This is a genomic window from Shewanella sp. SG44-6 (assembly GCF_014164185.1).
Lineage (GTDB): Bacteria > Pseudomonadota > Gammaproteobacteria > Enterobacterales > Shewanellaceae > Shewanella > Shewanella vesiculosa.
Genome location: NZ_JACJER010000042.1, coordinates 1 through 22,539, shown reverse-complemented (window position 1 = coordinate 22,539; position 22,539 = coordinate 1). Strand labels below are relative to the sequence as shown.

The 22,539-nt window shown below is 41.5% G+C and carries 19 protein-coding genes; 9 read left to right on the top strand and 10 right to left on the bottom strand.

All coding sequences use genetic code 11. From position 1 onward, the window contains the following. The first annotated feature begins 27 nt into the window (after nucleotides 1-27). Nucleotides 28-1,197 (top strand): 2-methylaconitate cis-trans isomerase PrpF, encoded by a 1,170-nt coding sequence (gene prpF, locus H5185_RS09650; protein ID WP_182741982.1) that lies wholly within the window; start codon nucleotides 28-30, stop codon nucleotides 1,195-1,197. A 435-nt stretch (nucleotides 1,198-1,632) separates the two neighbouring features. Then, nucleotides 1,633-3,786 carry a sodium:proton antiporter gene (locus H5185_RS09645; protein ID WP_124015006.1) on the top strand — a complete coding sequence of 718 codons (2,154 nt, stop codon included), beginning with the start codon at nucleotides 1,633-1,635 and terminating at the stop codon, nucleotides 3,784-3,786. A 133-nt stretch (nucleotides 3,787-3,919) separates the two neighbouring features. Here H5185_RS09645 and bcp read toward each other — a convergent pair whose 3' ends face one another. Next, a complete protein-coding gene (gene bcp, locus H5185_RS09640; RefSeq protein WP_182741981.1) occupies nucleotides 3,920-4,387 on the bottom strand; it encodes a thioredoxin-dependent thiol peroxidase in 468 nt (155 codons plus the stop codon). A gap of 83 nt (nucleotides 4,388-4,470) precedes the next feature. Then, nucleotides 4,471-5,007 (bottom strand): glycine cleavage system protein R, encoded by a 537-nt coding sequence (locus H5185_RS09635; protein WP_182741980.1) that lies wholly within the window; start codon nucleotides 5,005-5,007, stop codon nucleotides 4,471-4,473. A 282-nt stretch (nucleotides 5,008-5,289) separates the two neighbouring features. Between H5185_RS09635 and dapA the strand changes: the two genes are divergently transcribed. The 4 genes from dapA (at nucleotide 5,290) to H5185_RS09615 (ending at nucleotide 11,894) form a co-directional block, all read left to right on the top strand. After that, a complete protein-coding gene (gene dapA, locus H5185_RS09630; RefSeq protein ID WP_182741979.1) occupies nucleotides 5,290-6,174 on the top strand; it encodes a 4-hydroxy-tetrahydrodipicolinate synthase in 885 nt (294 codons plus the stop codon). Nucleotides 6,175-6,178: 4 nt separating this feature from the next. Further along, entirely contained in the window at nucleotides 6,179-7,276 is a 1,098-nt protein-coding gene (gene bamC / locus H5185_RS09625; protein WP_182741978.1) for an outer membrane protein assembly factor BamC, read from the top strand. A 443-nt stretch (nucleotides 7,277-7,719) separates the two neighbouring features. Next, nucleotides 7,720-8,802, top strand: coding sequence for an efflux RND transporter periplasmic adaptor subunit (locus H5185_RS09620; RefSeq protein ID WP_182741977.1), 1,083 nt, complete (start codon nucleotides 7,720-7,722; stop codon nucleotides 8,800-8,802). Then, the gene (locus H5185_RS09615) at nucleotides 8,799-11,894 is read left to right on the top strand and encodes an efflux RND transporter permease subunit (RefSeq protein ID WP_182697230.1); all 3,096 of its coding nucleotides are present in this window, start codon (nucleotides 8,799-8,801) and stop codon (nucleotides 11,892-11,894) included. The genes H5185_RS09620 and H5185_RS09615 overlap by 4 nt, the downstream gene beginning before the upstream one ends. 305 nt (nucleotides 11,895-12,199) lie before the next feature. Here H5185_RS09615 and H5185_RS09610 read toward each other — a convergent pair whose 3' ends face one another. Next, nucleotides 12,200-12,631 carry a PaaI family thioesterase gene (locus H5185_RS09610; RefSeq protein ID WP_124014998.1) on the bottom strand — a complete coding sequence of 144 codons (432 nt, stop codon included), beginning with the start codon at nucleotides 12,629-12,631 and terminating at the stop codon, nucleotides 12,200-12,202. A gap of 93 nt (nucleotides 12,632-12,724) precedes the next feature. Further along, nucleotides 12,725-15,172: an acyl-CoA dehydrogenase FadE gene (gene fadE, locus H5185_RS09605; RefSeq protein ID WP_124014997.1), complete on the bottom strand. Its 2,448-nt coding sequence runs from the start codon at nucleotides 15,170-15,172 to the stop codon at nucleotides 12,725-12,727. A 246-nt stretch (nucleotides 15,173-15,418) separates the two neighbouring features. On the opposite strand from fadE, the gene H5185_RS09600 reads away from it, so the two are divergent. Next, nucleotides 15,419-16,195: a class II glutamine amidotransferase gene (locus tag H5185_RS09600; protein WP_124014996.1), complete on the top strand. Its 777-nt coding sequence runs from the start codon at nucleotides 15,419-15,421 to the stop codon at nucleotides 16,193-16,195. On the opposite strand, the gene H5185_RS09595 is transcribed toward H5185_RS09600, so the two are convergent. From H5185_RS09595 to H5185_RS09585, 3 genes are all read right to left on the bottom strand, one after another. Beyond that, a complete protein-coding gene (locus tag H5185_RS09595; RefSeq protein WP_165870031.1) occupies nucleotides 16,181-16,987 on the bottom strand; it encodes a DUF3108 domain-containing protein in 807 nt (268 codons plus the stop codon). The genes H5185_RS09600 and H5185_RS09595 overlap by 15 nt on opposite strands. A 229-nt stretch (nucleotides 16,988-17,216) precedes the next feature. Next, nucleotides 17,217-17,561, bottom strand: coding sequence for an MGMT family protein (locus tag H5185_RS09590; RefSeq protein WP_124014995.1), 345 nt, complete (start codon nucleotides 17,559-17,561; stop codon nucleotides 17,217-17,219). Nucleotides 17,562-17,708: 147 nt separating this feature from the next. Further along, nucleotides 17,709-18,392, bottom strand: a complete 684-nt coding sequence (locus tag H5185_RS09585; RefSeq protein WP_124014994.1) for a hemolysin III family protein — start codon at nucleotides 18,390-18,392, stop codon at nucleotides 17,709-17,711. Between the two features lie 254 nt (nucleotides 18,393-18,646). On the opposite strand from H5185_RS09585, the gene H5185_RS09580 reads away from it, so the two are divergent. Next, nucleotides 18,647-19,261, top strand: coding sequence for a hypothetical protein (locus H5185_RS09580; protein ID WP_124014993.1), 615 nt, complete (start codon nucleotides 18,647-18,649; stop codon nucleotides 19,259-19,261). 116 nt (nucleotides 19,262-19,377) lie between these two features. On the opposite strand, the gene rrtA is transcribed toward H5185_RS09580, so the two are convergent. Together rrtA and queC are read right to left on the bottom strand one after the other, a co-directional pair. Further along, nucleotides 19,378-20,007: a rhombosortase gene (rrtA, locus tag H5185_RS09575; protein WP_124014992.1), complete on the bottom strand. Its 630-nt coding sequence runs from the start codon at nucleotides 20,005-20,007 to the stop codon at nucleotides 19,378-19,380. 181 nt (nucleotides 20,008-20,188) lie between these two features. After that, entirely contained in the window at nucleotides 20,189-20,896 is a 708-nt protein-coding gene (gene queC, locus H5185_RS09570) for a 7-cyano-7-deazaguanine synthase QueC (RefSeq protein WP_124014991.1), read from the bottom strand. A gap of 210 nt (nucleotides 20,897-21,106) precedes the next feature. On the opposite strand from queC, the gene queE reads away from it, so the two are divergent. Further along, the gene (queE, locus tag H5185_RS09565; RefSeq protein ID WP_124014990.1) at nucleotides 21,107-21,775 is read left to right on the top strand and encodes a 7-carboxy-7-deazaguanine synthase QueE; all 669 of its coding nucleotides are present in this window, start codon (nucleotides 21,107-21,109) and stop codon (nucleotides 21,773-21,775) included. An 86-nt stretch (nucleotides 21,776-21,861) separates the two neighbouring features. Here queE and H5185_RS09560 read toward each other — a convergent pair. Continuing rightward, nucleotides 21,862-22,539: PLP-dependent cysteine synthase family protein (locus H5185_RS09560; RefSeq protein ID WP_182741976.1), on the bottom strand; the 678-nt coding region annotated here is incomplete at its 5' end.

Sequence of the window (22,539 nt, the reverse complement as noted above, 5' to 3'; positions counted from 1 at the left end):
TTTTATGTTTTATAATAGGATGAAGTTATGGCACATTTACCACAAATAAAGATCCCCGCAACCTATATGCGTGGCGGCACCAGTAAAGGGGTGTTTTTCAGCTTAACTGACTTGCCAGCAGCGGCCCAAGTGGCGGGTGCAGCGCGTGATGCATTGTTGCTGCGCGTGATTGGCAGCCCTGATCCTTACGGTAAACAAACCGATGGTATGGGCGGTGCAACCTCTAGCACTAGTAAAACGGTAATCTTATCTAAAAGTACTCAAGCCGATCACGATGTTGATTATCTATTTGGCCAAGTGGCTATTGATAAACCGTTTGTCGATTGGAGTGGTAACTGCGGTAATTTAACCGCAGCAGTTGGCTCATTTGCAATCAGCAACGGTTTAATTGATCCCAGCCGCGTACCACACAATGGCACTGCTGTTGTGCGGATTTGGCAAGCCAATATTCATAAAACCATTATTGCCCATGTGCCGATAACCAATGGTGAAGTGCAGGAAACGGGCGATTTTGAACTGGACGGAGTGACATTTCCTGCCGCTGAAGTTCAAGTTGAGTTTTTAGACCCCGCAGATGGTGAAGGCGCTATGTTCCCAACGGGTAATGTGGTCGATGAACTTGAGGTACCTGGTGTGGGAACGTTTAAAGCCACCATGATTAATGCCGGTATTCCTACCATTTTCATCAATGCTGCTGACATTAATTATCTTGGCACTGAGCTACAAGATGACATTAATAATGATGATAAAGCCTTAGCCATGTTTGAAACTATTCGAGCTTATGGTGCTGTTAAAATGGGGTTGATTAACCATATTGAAGAAGCCGCTGCTCGTCAGCATACCCCCAAAGTCGCCTTTGTTGCACCGCATGCTGAGTATGTTTCTTCCAGCGGTAAAACCGTGACCAAAGATGATATTGATTTAGTTGTACGTGCGTTGTCTATGGGGAAATTACATCACGCTATGATGGGCACTGCTGCTGTTGCAATTGGCACGGCTGCGGCAATTCCAGGCACCTTAGTTAATTTAGCTGCTGGCGGTGGCGAAAGAACCGCAGTCCGTTTTGGTCACCCTTCAGGCACGCTCAGAGTCGGGGCACAAGCGCAGTTGCTTGATGGTCAATGGCAGGTTAAAAAAGCCATAATGAGCCGCAGTGCTCGAGTATTAATGGAAGGTAATGTAAGAGTACCGCAATAGCCAATATGACTATGTTTTGTGTCAAATAGAAAAAGCCTTGGTCATGCCAAGGTTTTTTTTGTCGATAATTTAGCCTGTAAGATTAATCTAATATCGTTTACAGACATAAAAATTTAACAATTAAATTATAGACTTAATATGTTACTTTGTTATCGGTACAAAATGTGATGACCGTCAAAAACGCTTGATCCTACAGTTAAAGTAGTATGTTATATGCTGAATTTACGACAACAATGAGTATTGTTAGCCTGACTAGATACTATTTTGGCGCCGTGAATTAACAAGATTCAGACTTCGATTACTCGTCAACATCTGAATAACTTTTGGGTTAGGTTATAAAATATTAAGCCTGATGGATATTACAGTTCACGTATGATCGTGAAGCGCATTGCATAGATGTTATCTTGTGGTGTATCGAAAAAGAAGGAAACAAATATGGTTGAACACATTACAGGCATGCTGGCATTAATCGGTGTGTTGTCGCTTTTGTGTCAATGGATAGGTTGGAAATTACGTCTGCCAGCAATTTTACCACTGTTGTTGTGTGGTCTATTACTTGGGCCCGGATTAGGCATATTAGATCCAGATGAGATTTTTGGCGATTTATTGTTTCCTATCATTTCCCTCGGTGTTGCTGTCATCTTGTTTGAAGGTGCATTAACACTTAACTTTAAAGAAATTAAAGAACACGGACGAATGGTGACGCATCTCGTGACCATTGGCGCTTTCATTACTTGGGCGTGTATTGCCCCAGCAGCCCATTATCTGCTCGGTTTTGATTGGGCAATAGCCATGTTGTTTGGTGCATTGGTGGTCGTGACAGGACCAACCGTTATTGTGCCTATGTTGCGTACCGTGCAACCCAAATCCAATTTAGCCAGCATTTTGCGTTGGGAAGGTATTGTTATTGATCCCATTGGCGCTCTATTGGCCGTACTGGTGTTTGAGTATATTGCCGTGGCTGCCGATCCCACCACTCATGTATTAAATGCCTTAGGCCTGACCTTACTCCTTGGTTTTGGTTTAGGCGCAGCAGCAGGGTATTTAACCGGTCTGGCGATACGTAAGAACTTGTTTCCACATTATTTACGTAATACCGCAGTACTTACCATTATGCTGGGTATCTTTGTTGGTTCAAATATTATTCAGGAAGAGTCTGGTCTATTAACTGTGACCGTAATGGGTATTTGGCTCGCCAATATGCGCGGGGTTGATATTGCTGACATTCTCGAATTTAAAGAGACCCTTACAGTACTGTTAATTTCGGCATTATTTATCCTACTGGCGGCGCGTCTTGATTCTGGTGCTATGCTCGACCTTGGTTTCGGTGGCCTTGGCGTGTTGTTGGTGGTGATGTTTATTGCACGGCCATTGAGTATATGGGTTTCAGGTTTAGGCACGAATTTATCATCTAATGACAAGTGGTTTTTAAGCTGGGTTGCCCCTCGCGGTATCGTTGCGGCAGCGATTTCATCCTTGTTTGCGATAAAATTAGAGTCAGTGGGTTTAGAAGGGGCCAGTTCAATCGTGCCGCTAGTGTTCTTAATCATTATCGGCACTGTGGTTATTCAGAGTTTAACCGCGGGCCGTTGGGCTAAGTTTTTAGGGGTAAAAGAAGGTTCTAACCAAGGGTTATTAATCTTTGGTGCATCTAAGTTTTCCCGTGAATTGGCATCAATTTTAATGTCTAAAAATATCAAAGTTATTTTAGCTGATAACAACTGGGACAGTATTCGCCAAGCTCGAATGGAAAACATTCCAGTGTATTTTGGTAATCCGGCATCGGAGCATGCTTCAAATTACATGGATTTAAGCGGTATTGGCCGAGTATTAGTGATGTCACCATATCGTCAGTTAAATCCTTTAGTAACATTTCATTTTCAAGATTTAATGGGCACTGAAAAAGTATATGGTTTAAACAATGCCGACAGCGCCAGTGCGCGTCATCAACTATCTGAATCTTATCTAAAGCGTTTATGTTTATTTGGTGAGAATATTTCTTACGCTAAAATTGCTACGTTAATGGCAAAAGGTGCAGTACTCAAAATTACCAACATTACTGAAAACTTCACCTTTGAGCATTTTAAAAAACGCTATGGTGAAACCGCTTTGCCGCTGGTTTATTTAACCAAAGAAGGTAAGGTTAAAGTGCTATCAGGTGTTGAAGCTATTGTGTTGCCAGTGGGCATAGAGCTTATTAGTTTATTACCACAAGAGGCGCAAGATCAGGCGGTTATTCAACGTGCATTAGACGATGAAGCTGATCGCCAAGCGAAAGCCTTAGCAGAGGCAGAAGCAAAAGCAGCCGCTGAAGCAAGAGCTATTCGAGAAGCGCAAGAAGCTGAGCAACGAGCCATTGAAAAAGCCCGCCGTAAAGAGGAAGAACTTGCACTGTTTGAAGAACAGGAAAAAGCGCGCTTATTAGCCGAGGAGGAGGCCACACTGATTAAGCAAGAAACCTCTGAATTGGCGAAAGAGCTGGCTGCAAATGAGAAAGCCAAAGCTGCCATGGCATCGGCCTCAACAGACAAAGAGCCGCAATCGACGGACACTATGTCTGAAGAAAAATCAGATCCTAAAACTCTTTAAGCCTTAGCGTTATTTGAGTCGTCATTGAGTTAATCGTAAATACGAAAAAGGCTTAGCAATTAAATGCTAAGCCTTTTTATTGTCTACTGAGTGATACAGGCTAATGTCGATTGAGGCCTGTTAACTCAATCCACTATTGCGCAAGAGTGTCTAGCACAACTTGATGATGATCTTTGGTTTTAAACTTATTGAGTAAATGGCTAATTTTGCCATCAGTACCAACGATAAAACTCAAACGGTGAATCCCGTCATAAGTTTTACCCATAAATGATTTTTCTCCCCATACTCCGAAGGCATCGGCAACGGCATGGTCTTCATCACTTAGCAGAGTAAAGTTGAGCGCTTGCTTTTCAGCAAATTTGGCCAGTTTCGCCACAGGATCAGGACTAATACCAAAAACAGTTACATTTAAGCCATCAAGTTGTGCTTTGATATCGCGCAGACCTTGAGCTTGTACTGTGCAACCTGGCGTTGCCGCTTTAGGATAGAAATAGACTAAGACAGGGCCTTTGGTGAGTGTGTCTTGCAAAGAAATGGTTTCGCCAGCTTGATTTTGTAATGAAAATTTTGGTGCTGTATCACCAACTTGTAGTGTGTTCATCATGTTTCCTTTAGCGGATAAAAGTGAATTTATTACGTCAATGTTAGTAACAAAGTTCACTACTATCTGATGTGAATATTGGATTAAGGTGCAGCAATGCCCTGCATACGCTTAATGCTGCACTCTAACGACATCGATTCTGCCAGTTCATGAATACCCTGTTCAAGTTTTAATAGGTCGACTTTTTCTGGAATATTAATGGCTAATAAAATCGACTGGGTTTTAAGACTATCGTTATCATCAGCGTGGGAGCGGACGGCCGCTAAATCGAGGCCTCTTTCTGCTAAAAACTGAGTAATACTCTTCATGGTTCCACGTTGGTCTTCGCCATTAAAAATGACTTCAATACGTGAGATAAAGTTTTTCGGCGTATGTTTAGATGTTCGTTTCATGACGGTCATGAGTTCAAGTTCAACACTCAATGCCGGTAACAAGCTTTCAATTTTTGTTATCGCTGTCCAAGAGCCCGATATCATCATAATTAGGGTAAATTCATTACCAAATAATGCCATACGACTATCTACAATATCGCAATCACATTCACTTGCTAAACGTGCTAGGCGACTCACTAACCCCGGACGGTCTGCGCCCATTGCCGTAACGACCAGATAATTGGTCATGGATTTTCCTCACTTGTCGATATCTTTGAGCGAAAACTTACGCTAAGCATGTAAGTTTTGGTGCGGGTGTTTATGTTATCATTTTTCATTAAAACACCTCAATATACTAACCTATATCACTCACATAAATATGATTATTTTTTAGCGCAATGGCTCTAAAGATGCTAGGTTACGTGCATTAAATAGCATAAATGACTTATTTCAGTTTATGGTTACCGAAGAGCTTGTCATTAGTGGTTGGCATCAGTAACATAGCGAATCCTGAAACCGTGGGGAAGATAGATGATAAACGGAAGCATCGTAGCCTTAATCACTCCAATGAACAGTGATGGCACAGTAGATTATTCAAGTCTTGAACGACTTGTTGAGTTTCATATTGAACAAGGTACTGATGCCATTGTCGCGGTCGGTACTACTGGTGAGTCAGCAACATTGCCTATGGCAGAGCACGCCGCTGTTGTCAGCCAAACTGTTAAGTTTGCCGCAGGTCGTATCGCCGTTATTGGTGGTAATGGCGCCAATGCAACGGCTGAAGCTATTGACTTAACCAAAGCCATGCAAAAATCAGGTGTTGTCGCCATGTTGGGTGTCACGCCTTATTATAATAAGCCAACGCCTAAGGGCTTAATTGCCCATTATACGGCCGTTGCTGCAAGTACTGATATTCCTCAAATTTTATATAACGTACCAGGTCGAACTGCAGTTGATATGAAGCCTGAAACTGTGGCTGAGTTATCAAGTGTCAGTAACATTATTGGTGTAAAAGAAGCCACTGGTGACTTGAGCCGTGTGGCACGTTTACGTGAATTGTGTGGTGATGACTTTTTACTTTATAGCGGCGATGATGCCACTGCCCGCGAGTTTTTATTGTTGGGTGGTAATGGTGTGATTTCCGTAGCAAATAATATTGTTCCACATGCGTTTAAAGCCATGTGTGATGCTGCGTTAGCCAAAAATACACAATTAGCTGAATCAATCGATAAACCACTCATGGGCATCTATAGCTCGTTATTTTGTGAAGCCAACCCTATCCCTGTGAAATGGGCTGTTCATAGAATGGGTTTGATTGCTAATGGCCACATTCGTTTACCTTTAACTGAACTTTCTGAGCAGTTTCATGGTCTGTTAATAGAAACAATGAAACAAGCTCATATTGAGGTAAAATAAATTCATGTTAAAGAAAGTCACTCCGTTACTCCTTGTTGCAGCTGTTTCAGCTTGCTCTACGCCATTAGACCGCCGTCAGGCAAATGGTAATGATGATTTCATTAATGCTGAAACTGCACCATTATTGACTATCCCACAAGGGCTAAATACGCCAACTTATAGCAAGGAATATGATATTCCTGCGGTAAGTAACAAGGTCAATAAACAACTCGTTGGTAAAAATCTTGATATCCGTGCGCCATTACAAGTGTTACCTATGGCCGAAGGTACTCATATCGAAGAAAGCAGTGACAATATTCGTGTTGTGATTGAATCGATTGAAAGCACCACAGATTTAAAACAAGAAATTTATGACGTCATCAACGGTTATCTAGCGAAGAGCAATATCCCTGTTCGTAGTGAAGATATGAATGCCGGTTTTATTGAAACAGATTGGATTGAAAATGATGAAATCATTGAGTCTAATTGGTGGAGCAGTGACAAAGTGTATCAACTGCGTCAGCGTTACCGTTTTCAAATAGACGTAAAACCCCACGGTCGTTCAGGTACTGTGGCGATAGATTTAATTGAACACCAAGAGTTCTATGACGATAAAGATCAGCAAATCTTATTAAGCGGTGAAGATAAGCGTCGTTATACCACTGACATGCTTAATAATGCTATTGCTTACATGAGCATCAAACGTGATCAAGCGATTCGTGCTGCACGAATTGAGCAAAGCCTTGGGATTAAGGTCAACTTAGTCACAAATACTGACGAAGCGGCTTATTGGTTAGCTGACGCAAGTTACAAGTCAGTATGGGATCGTTTGCGTTTAGTATTACCGGAAATGGGTTTTGATGTTGTTGATACCGATAACAGCCAAGGTTTGTTTTACATTAATCTAGAAGAAAGTGGTGGTTTCTGGAGCTCGTTATGGAGCGAAGAGAAATTAACACTGAAAAAAGGCAATTATCGTTTATTGCTTAAAGAAACAGATGATGTCAATCAGACTAAAATTTTACTTCGTGATGCAGAAGACAAACCTCTTCCTGATGAGTCTATTACTGAAGTGTACAAAATTATCTCTGACTTAATGCAAGAAGACCGAAAAGTTCGTTAAGTTTCATGCATAGCTTGGACCAAAAAAAGAGACGCTTAAAGCGTCTCTTTTTTTTGCTCTTCACAAGCCCTCAATACCATTTTTTTGCCTAGGCGTTGGCAAGTTGTTAATTGTTGTTTTGACAGTTAACGCAGCAATTTTGCAAATTTGAGCCTGAACAATGGCGTCATTATGTTAAGCAATTTGTCACAGCATGTGTCGACAATCAGGCTGTAATACTTTTTTTACTCAAATACTGCCTAAAATATTCATAAAGCGCTTAAATCTTGGTTAAAACAGCCAATTAAGTGAATATGGAAAGGATATGATCTAATTGTTGGATATGTTCGTAATTTGTAAGCAAAAGTAAAACGACTTGATGTGGAATCATTGCTAAGTACAATCACATAAGCTCATTAATCCTATACATAATTCATTTAGCCTTTAATGGTTTTGGACTCAAAATGAAAAAGATAATCGTACTGATCGTCATAGTGCTAGCGGCACTGTTGGCGTACAACTTAATGTCTCCTGAAGAAGCTATTGTTCAACGTCCACGGCCTATACCAAACGTGGTTGTTGCTAAAGTGGCGATTATGCCTATTCGTGATGAAGTAGAAGCTTTGGGTACTGGTAAAGCGTACGAGTCTATTATCGTGACATCCAAAGTTACTGAAATTGTCACTAAGATTGCTTTTAATGACGGTGATTTGGTCGAAAAAGGTGCACTGCTCGTGCAGCTCAGAAACGAGGAACATAAAGCCAAGCTGGCCGTAACCGAAATCAAGCTAGTTGAAAATTTACGTGAATTAGATCGTATCCGCTCATTGGTCACCAGTAAAACCATTGCCGAGTTAGAGCGTGACCGTTTACAAAGTTTAATTGATACCACTCGTGCAGAAGTGCAACAGGCAAAAGCGGCCCTAGAAGACCGTGCAATTAAAGCTCCATTTGCGGGTAAACTTGGTTTACGTCAAGTCAGTGTGGGCAGCTTAGTTACCCCGGGCGAGCAAATCAGTACTCTGGATGATGTGAGCAAAATTAAATTAGACTTTTCTGTACCAGAACGTTTCATTCAAGAATTACAGCCAGGTAAACTCGTTGAAGCTCGAGCTGTAGCTTACCCAGAGCAGATATTTAAAGGTGTTGTTACCTCAATAGACACCCGTGTTAATCCAGATACTCGCGCGGTAATCGTACGTGCTGTTATGCCAAATGATGATTATAAATTACTGCCCGGCATGTTAATGAAGGTGCGCTTAATTAAGCAAAGTCGTGAAGCATTATTGTTACCCGAAGCTGCTATTATCCCAATTCAAAACAAGCACTTTGTTTATTTCGTTAATGCAGAAAACAAAGTAGAACAAATTGAAGTGACTTTAGGTACACGTTCTCGAGGTTGGGTTGAAATAGCTAAAGGCCTTGACGTGGGTCAACAAATTATTATTCGTGGCATTCTCAAAGTTCGTCCTGGTGATACTGTTAAAGTGCAGCAAGCCGAAAACTTCACCTTCGCTCAAGTCGAAGGAATGGAGACATCGGCATGATATTAACTGACTTATCGGTTAAAAGGCCGGTCTTAGCATCTGTAATCAGTATTTTGCTGATTGTATTGGGTCTGGTGTCTTTTGGTAAATTACCGCTGCGTGAATATCCCAATATCGATCCACCGATTGTGTCGGTGGAAACCAGTTATCGTGGTGCCAGTGCATCGGTAGTCGAAAGCCGGATTACTCAGCTGATTGAAGATCAAATTAGTGGCGTAGAAGGCATTCGTCATATCAGTTCATCCAGTAGTGATGGGCGCTCAAGTGTGACCATTGAGTTTGATATTAATCGTGATATTGAGGCCGCAACAAATGATGTGCGTGATCGCATTTCTGGTTTACTTGAAAGGCTTCCTATAGAAGCGGACGCGCCATCGATTTATAAAGCGAACGGCGGCGATGAAGTGATCATGTGGCTCAATTTGGTATCAGACCAAATGGATATTTTACAGCTCACTGATTATGCCAACCGTTATCTAGTGGATCGTTTTTCGGTGATTGATGGCGTATCAACACTGCGTTTAGGTGGCGGTAAGGTGTATGCCTTACGGATCTGGATTGACCGTCAGGCATTAGCCTCGCGTAACTTAACCGTATCAGACGTTGAAGCAGCATTGCGGGCAGAAAACGTAGAATTACCCGCCGGTTCAATTGAATCAAAAGAACGTATTTTTACCGTGCGTTTAGACAGAGTATTCAAAACCGCGGAAGATTTTTCAAACTTGGTGATAACCCAAGGTGAGGATGGCTACTTAGTTAAACTTGGCGATGTGGCTAAGGTCGATATTGGTTCTGAAGAAGAACGGATTATGTTCCGGGGCAATAAAGAAGCAATGATTGGTTTAGGTGTCAGTAAGCAATCAACAGCCAATACTTTAGAAGTGGCGCGAGCGGCCAATGCCTTGGTCGATAAATTAAATCCAACCCTGCCAGCAGGGATGCACATTAAACGCTCCTACGACAGTTCAGTGTTCATTGAAGCTTCCATCGATGAGGTGTATCAAACCCTCTTTATCGCCATGGTGTTAGTTATTGTGGTGATTTATTTATTCTTAGGTTCGGTCAGGGCCATGCTTATTCCTGCCATTACGGTACCGGTATCTTTATTGGCTACCTTTATTGTGCTGTATGCACTTGGTTATACCATCAATTTATTAACCTTACTGGCGATGATATTGGCGATTGGTATGGTGGTCGATGATGCCATCGTCATGCTGGAAAATATTCACAGGCGTATTGAAGATGGCGATTCACCATTGAAGGCCGCTTTTTTGGGCGCTCGTGAAGTCGCTTTTGCTGTAGTGGCGACAACTTTGGTGCTGGTTGCTGTGTTTATGCCGATCACCTTCCTCGAGGGCGATTTAGGCAAGCTGTTTAAAGAGTTTGCGGTCACCATGAGTGCTGCGGTGATTTTTTCCAGTGTTGTTGCATTAACACTGACGCCGATGATGTGTTCTAAGTTACTTAAACCGGCCGATCAAGATCCGTGGTTAGTTAAACAAGTCGATAAGATGATGAATATTTTATCTGGCTGGTATTTGACCACCCTGAAAATAGGCATGAAAAGTCCTGTTCTAGTATCGCTAGTTGTATTAATTGCCTTTGCATTTAGTGGTTTTTTACTCAATAAAGTGCCACAAGAGTTCGCGCCGCAAGAAGACCGTGGTTCCATGTTCTTAATGGTTAATGGGCCGCAAGGGGCGAGCTTTGAATATATTGAAAAATATATGGATGAAGTAGAAGGACGCTTAATGCCATTGGTTGAAAGCGGTGAAATTAAGCGTTTATTGATCCGTGCTCCGCGTGGGTTTGGAGGCTCCTCTGATTTCTCCAATGGTATGGCGATTATTGTTCTTGAAGATTGGGCGGAACGTCGAAGTGCTAACGAGATCATTGTTGATATTCGCAGTCGTTTATCAGACTTAGCCGGTATAAGGGCGTTTCCTATCATGCGCCAAGCATTTGGCCGTGGTGTGGGTAAACCGGTGCAGTTTGTGATTGGTGGTCCTAGCTATGAAGAACTGGCTCAGTGGCGCGATATCATGATAGAAAAAGCCAAAGAAAATCATAAACTCATTGGCTTAGATCATGATTATCAAGAGACTAAACCACAGTTGCGGGTAGTGATTGATCGTGAACGAGCAGCAGACTTAGGTGTGTCAATTTCTCATATTGGTAGAACACTCGAGTCGATGTTAGGTTCTCGATTAGTGACCACCTTTATGCGCGATGGTGAAGAGTACGATGTTATTGTAGAAGGTAATCGTGAGAATCAAAGCACGGCTACCGATATGGAAAATATCTACGTGCGTTCAGATCGTTCTCAAGAATTGATCCCTTTATCTAATTTAGTTTCAATTGAAGAGTTCGCCGATGCCAGTTCGTTGAACCGTTATAATCGAATGCGCTCAATTACCTTAGAAGCTAATTTGGCAGAAGATTATAGTTTAGGGGAAGCGTTAGACTACCTGAATGATTTGGCTGCAACCTATTTGCCTGCCGAAGCGGTCATAAGTTACAAAGGTCCATCACTTGACTACCAAGATTCTGGTAGTTCAATGAACTTCGTCTTTTTATTGGCGTTAGGGATTGTATTTTTGGTTTTGGCGGCTCAATTTGAGAGCTTTATTCATCCCATGGTCATTATGTTAACCGTGCCACTAGCCACCTTAGGTGCACTCGTGGGGCTTTGGTTAACAGGTCAAAGTCTGAATATATACAGCCAAATTGGTATTATTATGTTGATAGGATTAGCGGCTAAAAATGGTATTTTGATCGTTGAGTTTTCAAATCAGCTGCGCGATCGCGGAGTTGAATTTCAACAAGCCATTTTACAAGCATCAACACAACGACTCCGACCTATCCTAATGACAGGTATTACGACAGCAGCAGGTGCGATTCCGTTAGTGATGGCGTCTGGAGCCGGTGCTGAAACTCGCTTTGTTATTGGTGTTGTTGTGTTATCGGGGATTTTATTAGCAACATTCTTTACTTTGATTGTCATCCCGGTTGCATACAGCTTATTTGCCCGTAACAGTAGCTCTCCTGAAGCGGTGGCCAAACAGTTGGAAATCGAATTACAAGACGATTGATCCTCGTTTGACACGATAATAAGCACAACAAAAAGCCAGTCATTTTCATGACTGGCTTTTTGTTTACTCATCTCAGAATAATCTAGTCTATTGTGAGTTAATTCAAGGTAATTTGCAGTTCAAGCTGCTGTTTTAAAAGAGTTTTCATGCTAATTTGAGGGCTTGTTGTATTAGGTTACATTGGCTGGCGTGAACAGTTCAGTACACCTTGCCAGCATGAATATCTGCGCGGCTATAGATTAAACCCAAGTGAAGTAATATTTTGAGTTTAACAATCTGATCATCCTAACGCGGTCAAATATTGACTATTTGCCACGAAGAATAAGGCAGCTTGCGGTGGCTGTGGCCAATAGTTTACCGTCTTCGGTAGTTAAGGTTGCTTCTGCAATGCCCAGAGATGTAGACAAGTTCATTACGCTGCCTTTAGCCAATAAGCGTTGCTTTTGAGGCACAGGGCGAACCATTTTAATATTTAAATCTATGGTTGAATAACCGACACCTGCGGGTAATGCAGAGTGCACAGCACATGCTGTAGCTGAATCAAGAACCGTTGCAGCAAAACCCCCATGCACGCCGCCCATTGGGTTGAGATGGCGCTCATCAGCGAAAGCTTCAAAGGTGACACTGCCTTCGCTTACCGCAATCGCGTTCATTGGCATAGTTTGGGTGATTGAAGGGGCAGGGATGTCGCCATTAAGCATGGCTTGCATCAATTGTAATCCAGTAAGGTGTTTCATCTTAGTCCATTAGTTATCTGAATAATTTATTACTATAAAAAAGGGTAAAGCTTACGCTTTACCCTTTTTATTTTTAGGTTTTAAACCTAGCAGCTAAGCTGCTTTCTCTTGCTTAGCTTTTGGTGCAAGTTGTGCTTGAAGCTCATTGGTATCGAAGTCATCAACGTTAATTGATTTCAAACGTCCAATTTCAGCTCGTTCAAGTAAAGCGATTTCGCTGTCGCTTAACACACCAAGCGCTTTACCTTCTGCAGCAACTTTATCTAACCACATAAATGGTAGACGTTTACCAGCAGCTTTACAGACTTTGTCATAGAGTGGTTCTGCAGCTAGGATATCTTTGAACGTTTGTTCTTGGATACCGACTGGATTGAACTCAGAAGCAGTCCAGAACTGGCCTTTACCTAAACGGTCACGACTCGCACAAGGCGTTTGCATGATCTTAGCCACTTTATGATCTAACACATCACTAGGACGCTTAATTGGGCGACCGAATGGGAAGATTACCGCACGTAGTGCAATGCCTAAACCCATTGGGAAGTTGTTAAGCAAGTCATCTAATGAATCTTGTAACTTGTATAATGAATCTTCAACAGCCCATTGCACTAAAGGTAAATCTTCAGTTAAACGGCCATCGTCTTCATAACGCTTAAGCGTGGCAGAAGTTAGATACAATTGGCTCAGTAAATCACCTAAGCGGGCAGAAATACGTTCTTTGCGCTTTAGGTTGCCACCCAGTGTCGCCATGGCCAAATCAGATAATAGCGCTAAGTTTGCACTGAAACGGTTCATCTGTTGATAATAACGTTTTGTTTTATCTGAGTAAGGGCTATTGGTGAAGTAAGATGAGGTAACACCCATCCAGAAACTACGAATAAAGTTCGACGTTGCAAAACCAATATGACCAAAGATAGCTGAATCAAAGTTAGCTAAGCCACGGTTTGCATCAGTATCAAACGCTGATTCCATTTCGGCCAATACATATGGATGACAGCGGATAGCACCTTGTCCATAAATAATCATTGAACGCGTTAGAATGTTTGCACCTTCAACAGTAATGGCGATTGGAGCAGCTTGATAGCCACGACCTAAATAGTTATTTGGGCCAAGACAGACGCCTTTACCACCATGAATGTCCATTGCATCAATAATACATTTCTGCATTCTGTCGGTTAAGTGATACTTAACGATGGCAGAGATAACTGAAGGTTTTTCACCTAAATCGATGGCAGTTGTGGTTAAGGTTGCAACGGCATCCATTAAATATGCGTTACCGCCGATACGGGCCATTGGCTCTTCGATACCTTCTAATTTACCGATAGGTAATTTAAATTGGCGACGAATACGTGCATAAGCACCTGTAGCAACAGCGGCAGTTTTAACGCCACCGGCTGAGTTTGAAGGTAAGGTAATACCACGACCAACAGACAGACACTCAACCAACATTCTCCAACCTTGGCCGGCCATTTCTGGGCCACCAATAATGAAGCTTAATGGTACAAACACTTCGTTACCGCGTGTAGGACCATTTTGGAACATACAGTTCAATGGGAAGTGACGACGACCGGTTTCAACACCTGGAATGTCAGTTGGAATAAGGGCACAAGTAATGCCTAATTCTTCTTTATCGCCTAGTAGGTGCTCAGGGTCGCGTAGTTTAAAGGCCAGGCCTAATACAGTCGCGACTGGTGCTAACGTAATATAACGTTTGTTCCATGTTAGCTTCATACCAAGCACTTCTTCGCCTTGGAATTCACCTTTACACACCACACCAAAGTCTGGAATTGAGCCAGCATCACTGCCTGCTTCAGGGCTAGTCAGTGCAAAACATGGCACGTCTATACCTTTAGCTAAACGAGGTAAATAGTGATCTTGCTGCTCTTTGGTACCATAGTGCTGTAAAAGCTCGCCAGGGCCTAATGAGTTAGGAACACCAACAGTAGAGGCTAATTCACTGCTGACGCCAGCAAGCTTTTGTAATACGCATGACTGGGCATAAGCTGAATATTCAAGACCACCAAATTTCTTCTTGATGATCATCGCGAAGAAGCCATGATCTTTTAAGAATTGCCAGATTTCTGGAGGCAAATCGCCTAATTGATGTGATACCTGATGTTGATTTGTCATTTTACAGACTTCTTCAACAGGACCATCTAGGAATGCTTGTTCATCGGCAGTTAAACGTGCTTTAGGATAGTTGTGTAATTTGCTCCAGTTAGGGTTACCGGCAAATAAATCAGCTTCCCACCACGTTGTACCTGCTTCAATGGCTTCTTTCTCTGTAGAAGACATTTCAGGCATGATACCGCGATACACTTTTAGCAGCGGACGACTGATAAAGTTTTGTCTGAATGATTTAATATTGAGTGGCAGCGCAATAACAAGGAATACAATCCATGTAATTACACCAATAATGTCCAAGGTGCTACCGACGACTAACACAATTGCCGCAGCAATCGTGGTTGATAATAGCGATACTCTTAAGTATGCCATAGCGCCGAGCACAAAGATCATCGCGATGATCCAAAGTAGGGTGGTCACTGTACTTCTCCTTAAAGCTATATGTAGGCAAAATAGCTTATTTATTGTTGATCTCATTCACAGGAATGATCGTGGTCGGACCTGTGTCACATAAAAGTTAACCTTATGCCGCCTCGATTACAAGCCTTTTTCAAACAATTGTTTAAATATTTGTGTGTCAGAAATATTCCACTCAATTGGCTTACTCGATACAATACGCTTATGAAAAGTGTTTAGCTCAATATAGCAACAGAAAAGGCAAGGCTAATGTGTGAATTACTGGCGATGAGCGCGAATGTGCCAACGGATATTGTTTTTAGTTTTACAGGCTTAGCTGAGCGTGGTGGAGTAACGGGTCCTCATGTTGATGGCTGGGGAATTACCTTTTATGAAGGTAAAGGAAACCGCACATTTAAAGACGCTTGTCCTAGTAGTCAATCACATATTGCACAGCTGATAAAGTCATATCCAATTAAAAGTGAAATTGTCATTAGTCATATTCGCCAAGCGAATCGAGGCTGCGTATCCTTAGTCAATACCCATCCTTTTAGTCGTGAGTTATGGGGCCGTTATTGGACTTATGCCCACAATGGCCAATTGACCGATTACCACTCAAGATTCATCGTTTCTCGATTTCAACCTGTAGGTGATACAGACAGTGAATTAGCTTTTTGCTGGATTTTAGAATCTGTGGTCAATAAGTTTGGTGAGCATGAGCCTGATAATCTCGATGATGTGTTTGATTATATCAGTCAACTTGCTGATGAAATAAGACAGTTAGGCGTGTTTAATATGTTGTTGAGTAATGGCATTGATTTGATGACATATTGTACCAACAACTTATGCCATATCACGCGCCGTGCACCGTTTGGAAAGGCAACTTTAATTGATACCGATGTGGTCATTGATTTTAGTCAAGAAACCACGCCAAACGACGTGGTAACCGTTATTGCAACTAGGCCACTGACCAATAACGAAAATTGGGTTGTGTTACAGCCAGGTGAGTGGAAGTTATTTAGAAAAGGTGAGTTAATCCTCCGCTAATTGCTTTATTTCATCTAATTCTGACTCTGTGATTTGAGCACTAGTTTCAGGGTCTGTATGCAGTTCATCTACCGCTGTTGAACTTTGCTTGTTAGGGCCATCAATGAGTGTCGGTGTCATAGGTGGTAGAGGTTGCTCAAATTGGTAGTTTGCTAGCTGAATATCCAGTTGTTTACTGCCTTTTGAGAAATGGCTTAACCTCACTGGCAGATACGCTAAAGTCGGTGCCATCCAGAAAAAGGTTTGTCTTTTAGTACTGTCGCGGACAACTTCAACTTTTACGGTATCGTAAGTACCGCTTTCTATCGTGACTTTTTCTTTACCTAAGACTCGAAATTGATAGTCGTCAATTTCTTTTTCTTTCACCATTTTATAATCTAGTGGTCGAATATTGGCCGCTAAATCCATTCTAAATTGTAATTGCACCATCAAAGGGTCAAATACTTTCTCTTGGTATGGCAGCTTTAATGCTTCTTGCTTGTAGATGGTGTGAATAAATTGTTGCCCTTTGACAAAGGCGGTTTGTTCAGTGTAATCACTACCAGTACCAGTGCGTTCTTGTATGTATCGAAATGGCACTAATTTACCGTTTTCTAGGGTAAATTCGCTTTTAAGGTGGCGTTGATCAGATAGCATTAATAAGCTGACATCGCTGTCGAAATGATAGCTGTAAAAACCGCTATCGGTTGCAGGTAAGCGATAATTTGCTACACCTAACTCGAAGCTACCATAAAACACCTTATAGCTAGCAGTATGGGCTGTTAAGGGTGATAAAATGGCTGCTTGTTCCATGTCACTTAATGCCGCAGCTGGATTAACTTGTGCAAATTTTTCTGTTATGACGGCGGTTTCTGACTGATGTAATCTAGGCGTGGTTTCGCTATCAGCAATAGGTTGTTGATTGTCAGTTGCGTGTGCGTGGATCACCGGGCTAATACACAAGATTAACGTGGATAAGCGAGTTAATTTATTGACCAAAGTATTGTTACCTTCAATTTTGATAATAGTTAATAGCTTGATATTAAAAGGGTAAAGTCATTACTAGGGTGGCGATATCAGGTTTCCATTGATATTGAGACAATGAAATCTTGCCTGCGTTCACTTCTATTCCATCTAATCTTAATAATTGTTGTTGAGTTTGAAAAGCATCAGTGTTGTTAGCAAACGAGATTTTACCCTGGCTATTAATCACTCGATGCCAAGGTAAGGTTAGATTCTGTGGTGCTAATTTTAACGCCCTAGAAACGTAACGTGCTCTGCCTGGTAATCCTGCAAAGTCAGCAACAACGCCATAAGGTAACACATTGCCTTTTGGGATAAGGTTAACAATAAACCAAATGCGCTCAATTGAAGATAGGGTAGACATTAGATCCCAAATAAACCCACTATAGATACAATAGTGATTAGATGTTGAATATTAGGCAAGGATAATAAAACATTTTCAAAAGTACAATCGTAATCAAGCTGATTACGATTGTAGTGTATTTTAGTTGGCGATTACCTTAGCTCACTTTTACAGTACGGTTAAGTAGATACACAAAAAGTGACTAATCGCACCGCCAAGAACAAATAAGTGCCATATAGCATGATTATATGGGATACGTTTACCTACATAAAATACCACGCCTAAACTATAAAATAAGCCGCCTGCGAATAATAAGCCCAAGCCTAAATCACTCATTTTAGTGTTTAAGTCGCTTATTATAGTGACACATAACCACCCCATGGATAAATACAGCAGCACACTAAAAGCTTTAAATCGGCCAATGAACAAGGTTTTAAATATAATTCCTCCTAGAGCTAATGTCCAAATAGCCACAAGGATAATCGTGGCCTGAGAACTTTGAAGGCTAATCAGCATCATTGGAGTGTAGGTGCCTGCTATGAGCGCATAAATGGCGCAATGATCAGCCATTTTAAAGCGTTTTCGCCACAGCGCGCTTTTACTTGAGTGATACAAGGTCGATGCTAAAAATAACGCAATAATACTGACCCCATAAATCGTTACACCTGTGATTTGTAGCAAGGTTAAATGATCTGGAGCTTTTATAAGCATCAGAATTAACCCAACAATACCTGCTATCACGCCAAGCGCATGCGATAATGCATTGGCTTGTTCTTCCCTATGGCCGTAATCTGAGCCAGAAGAAACGGTAGATGTTTGCTCTGATGTCGAGATGTTTGATAGTGAATTCATAATATCCTGTGAATAACGCTAAAAGGATTTTGAGCAAATTGAGTTTATCAGCCCTAATATTAAATAGCTATATTTAGGTGAACACGTGTAAGCTGAAATTTAAGTCTCATACATCATGGCGTAGATCGTCTTTTTACGCTTTATTGGGTTAAGCTTTATTAATCTCATTGAGGGGTTAACCGCATAAATAAGGTGCTATTCAATAAGGCGGTTGACGTTATACTTAGGCAATCATTATTGGCAGATTAGACTTTATGTTTAAAAATAACCAACAATCCCATTCGAGTATTTCAGCATCAACTCGCCACCACTCGCGTTGGGGAAATAAATCATTACCGCAAGCAGATGCTGTTAGTATTGATTTTGACAAAAACGTGACACCTTTTGTAGAGTCAGAAGATGATGTTGTGGATGAACATGAGTTACAACAGCATCGCCAGCAAGTCGCTGATGATATTCAACTGCAGTTAACGGGTGTAACAAGTTCAGTCAATCGCAACGAACCTTTGTTACAGCCTGATGAGCCAAATGCTAATGCCTTGCAACGGGCTTTGGCTGTTGTGAGTAGGAGTCCTTATCTTGCTTTACTCGTGGTATTTGTCCACCTGCTTGTGATTACATTAGTGGTGTTATTTGGACGAGTTGATATTAGTGGAATGTCAGATATTCCCGTGACTGAACCGGCGACAAAATCGTTACCCGCCTTAAAAAGTTATCTTATTACCCAAGCAGAATACGATAAATTAGTTGAGCGAGCACAAGCCAATGCCGCGAGCCAGGTGACACAACCCAATGCTGGGATAGCTGCAGAAATGGATCAATCCGAGGTTACGCCCGTATCAGAAGTTGAGCCAATAACGACACAATGAGTACCTTAGTGTACTCATTGTTTATCATTAATGTCTGATAGTGAAACGATTGTCTGCGAGGCTATTGTTAGTGAGATTATTGTTAGTGAGATTATTGCAGTAAGACAGACACAAGTTTATGCCTCATTATGATGTCTTAAGCGATTATCCATTATCGACCAACACAACACGCACAATAGACCGCTTAAAAGGCCAACAAGATGTGATTCAGTGGCAACCCGTGCATTGATTAATTGAGTCACGCTGTCACTGGCACCAAATACTTGCTCATAACCGACTTTTAACATGACTCCTATCACGAGTAAGTATCCCGACTTGTAGCCTTTACGTATATCCATCACAGCACCAAATACAAATAATCCGTGCAATACGCCACTTAGACCCACATAGGCCTTTAAGGTAGGGTAGAACAGGTATAAACCTATGCCTTCAAATAAACATAAGCTTAAAAACAGTAGCAACAACTTGCCTGAATGATTTTTGTAATGCACTTCATGTAAAAAAACAATTACCCAAAATCCAGCTAAATTCATTAGCAAATGCCATAAATTGGTATGCAACAGGTTTCCAGTGACTAAGCGCCAAACCTGACCACTGGCAATTAAGTCATACTGATAGCTAAAATACTGATCAATAGGTAAAAATGCAGGAGAGGGAATATCTGCTGCAAACAGAGCAATACAAATAAGACTGATCACCACAAGAAAATGATACAGACCAATTGTGTTTGAATTATGTTTTAGCAAAATATCCTCTATATACTTCTGTTCACGGCTAATTAAGCCGATTTAGCTCAACACGGAATTAACTGTAGACTAAAAAGACTTCACTAGGCTAATAGTGTGTTTTCATATTGATTAAGCAATCTTAAAGAAATAAAAATCAGATGGTTAACTTTACACTACTGGCTAAATATCAATAATAGGCTTATAGCTTACTGTTTAACGAGTCCATCACGACTTGACTGTTTTGTAAATAATCATCTAAACCACGTTGACGAAGTACACAAGCAGGGCAATCGCCACATCCTTTGCCTACAATTCCGTTATAGCAAGTTAAGGTTTGATGTTGCACTAAAGCCAATTGGTGATATTTGTCTGCCAATGCCCATGTTTCTGCTTTATTGAGCCACATTAAAGGTGTAATAATTTTCAGGGGTTTATCCATGCCTAATGCTAATGAATGTTGCATAGATTGCACAAACTCATTGCGGCAATCTGGATAACCAGAAAAATCGGTTTCACATACGCCAGTAATAATGTCATTACAGCCCAATTGATACGCGTAAATTCCTGCTAAGGTTAAAAATAAAATGTTACGGCCAGGAACAAAAGTATTTGGTAAACCATTGTTCATCAATTCATGTGAAACCGGAATTGCATCACGCGTTAGCGCCGAAATAGCTAATTCGTTTAATAAGCTAGTATCCATGACTTTATGACTGGCTAATTTCAACTCAATTGCCAATGATTTTGCCACTTCTATTTCTTGTCTATGACGTTGGCCATAATCAAAGGTGATCCCATGTACTTCATCGTACTGTGATAATGCTTGGATAAGACAAGTGGTTGAATCTTGACCACCACTGAAAACAACAAGGGCTTTAGTCGGTGTGTTTAGCTTTGTATCTGACATGGATATACTCTTAACGTACTGAACTGACTTGCAAGATCGGGGTGATCAACGCCCAGTGGTTCAGGTAAATAGAATGGATATTTTACCTAAGGCAGGCTCAACTGCAAAGCCATAGCGGTAAATACTTGCAGCTAATGGCAAAATACTCTATAAATGCCGGCCCGTAATTCGTCAGCCGGTTACTGCTGGTCACTACAAGTAAGGTAAACAATGAAATATCCCGTTAACGAAGTATTTGAAACCATACAAGGCGAGGGCACATATACTGGTGTTCCTGCGCTGTTCGTTCGCTTGCAGGGTTGCCCTGTTGGGTGTTCATGGTGCGATACCAAGCAAACGTGGGATGTGTTACCTGAGAATAACGTGACCGCAGAGCAAGTGATTCAGGTCGATGGCACCATAGGACGTTGGGCTGATCATAATGGTCACACATTACTGCAAGCATTTCGGGACAAAGGTTTTACCGCAAAACATATCGTGTTAACTGGTGGTGAGCCGTGTTTGTATGACCTAACGGAATTAACTAACGATTTTGTTGAGGCGGGTTATCAGATCCAGATTGAGACCAGTGGTACGTTTGAAGTGAAATGTCATCCTGATGTGTGGGTGACGGTATCACCTAAAATTAATATGAAAGGTGGCTACAAGGTACTTGATCAAGCCTTAAATCGTGCTAACGAAATTAAACATCCTATTGCGACAGAACGGCATATTGAAGAATTAGATGAGCTGTTACAACACATAGATATCAGTGCCAAAACGATTTGTTTACAACCTATTAGTCAAAAGGCGCGGGCAACCGATCTTGCAATGAAAGTGTGTATTGCGCGTAATTGGCGTTTGTCGATTCAAACTCACAAATATTTGAATATCGACTAATGTGTATTTAGCAACGTTTCCCCTTGATGCTGAGCCAATAATGAAAGCCGTTGAATCCAGATCCAACGGCTTTTTTTAATGTTTAGTTAACTGATTAAACCACAAACATTAAAGGCAGACAGTTTCTCGCGATAGTGCTGAAAACAACCGATATTATTTTCGATCCACTCGGGGTTGTAGTAGGTATCGAGATAACGTTCACCAGCATCACAAATTAACGTCACAATTGAACCTGTTTGGCCTGCATGTCGCATCTGTGTTGCCAGCAATAACGCCCCATACAAGTTTGTGCCAGTGGACGCGCCCGTTTTACGACCAATTAATTGTTCTAGCCATTGAATGGTTGCGATTGACGCAGCATCGGGGATTTTAATCATGCTATCAACCACCCCTGCAATAAACGATGGTTCAACCCGAGGTCGGCCAATACCTTCAATTTTACTGTATTTATCACTCACTATCGTGGCATCACCACTGTGAAAATAATCATAAAAGACTGAGTTTTCTGGGTCAACGACGCACAGTTGGGTTTTTTGTTGTTGATAGCGAATATAGCGACCAATAGTGGCACTAGTGCCGCCAGTTCCTGGACTCATCACAATCCAACTTGGGATTGGATGTGGTTCGCGTTCCATTTGGTTAAAAATAGAATCAGCAATATTGTTGTTACCCCGCCAATCTGTTGCACGTTCAGCATAAGTGAATTGGTCCATGTAGTGACCTGTTAACTCAGCAGCCAATCTTTCTGATTCTGCATACATCTG

What these genes read in the sequence shown, in the direction of transcription:
- prpF (WP_182741982.1), top strand. Translation starts at nt 28, where the DNA reads ATGGCACATTTACCACAAATAAAGATCCCCGCAACCTATATGCGTGGC.
- H5185_RS09645 (WP_124015006.1), top strand. Translation starts at nt 1,633, where the DNA reads ATGGTTGAACACATTACAGGCATGCTGGCATTAATCGGTGTGTTGTCG.
- bcp (WP_182741981.1), bottom strand. Translation starts at nt 4,387, where the DNA reads ATGAACACACTACAAGTTGGTGATACAGCACCAAAATTTTCATTACAA.
- H5185_RS09635 (WP_182741980.1), bottom strand. Translation starts at nt 5,007, where the DNA reads ATGACCAATTATCTGGTCGTTACGGCAATGGGCGCAGACCGTCCGGGG.
- dapA (WP_182741979.1), top strand. Translation starts at nt 5,290, where the DNA reads ATGATAAACGGAAGCATCGTAGCCTTAATCACTCCAATGAACAGTGAT.
- bamC (WP_182741978.1), top strand. Translation starts at nt 6,179, where the DNA reads ATGTTAAAGAAAGTCACTCCGTTACTCCTTGTTGCAGCTGTTTCAGCT.
- H5185_RS09620 (WP_182741977.1), top strand. Translation starts at nt 7,720, where the DNA reads ATGAAAAAGATAATCGTACTGATCGTCATAGTGCTAGCGGCACTGTTG.
- H5185_RS09615 (WP_182697230.1), top strand. Translation starts at nt 8,799, where the DNA reads ATGATATTAACTGACTTATCGGTTAAAAGGCCGGTCTTAGCATCTGTA.
- H5185_RS09610 (WP_124014998.1), bottom strand. Translation starts at nt 12,631, where the DNA reads ATGAAACACCTTACTGGATTACAATTGATGCAAGCCATGCTTAATGGC.
- H5185_RS09600 (WP_124014996.1), top strand. Translation starts at nt 15,419, where the DNA reads ATGTGTGAATTACTGGCGATGAGCGCGAATGTGCCAACGGATATTGTT.
- H5185_RS09595 (WP_165870031.1), bottom strand. Translation starts at nt 16,987, where the DNA reads ATGGAACAAGCAGCCATTTTATCACCCTTAACAGCCCATACTGCTAGC.
- H5185_RS09590 (WP_124014995.1), bottom strand. Translation starts at nt 17,561, where the DNA reads ATGTCTACCCTATCTTCAATTGAGCGCATTTGGTTTATTGTTAACCTT.
- H5185_RS09585 (WP_124014994.1), bottom strand. Translation starts at nt 18,392, where the DNA reads ATGAATTCACTATCAAACATCTCGACATCAGAGCAAACATCTACCGTT.
- H5185_RS09580 (WP_124014993.1), top strand. Translation starts at nt 18,647, where the DNA reads ATGTTTAAAAATAACCAACAATCCCATTCGAGTATTTCAGCATCAACT.
- queC (WP_124014991.1), bottom strand. Translation starts at nt 20,896, where the DNA reads ATGTCAGATACAAAGCTAAACACACCGACTAAAGCCCTTGTTGTTTTC.
- queE (WP_124014990.1), top strand. Translation starts at nt 21,107, where the DNA reads ATGAAATATCCCGTTAACGAAGTATTTGAAACCATACAAGGCGAGGGC.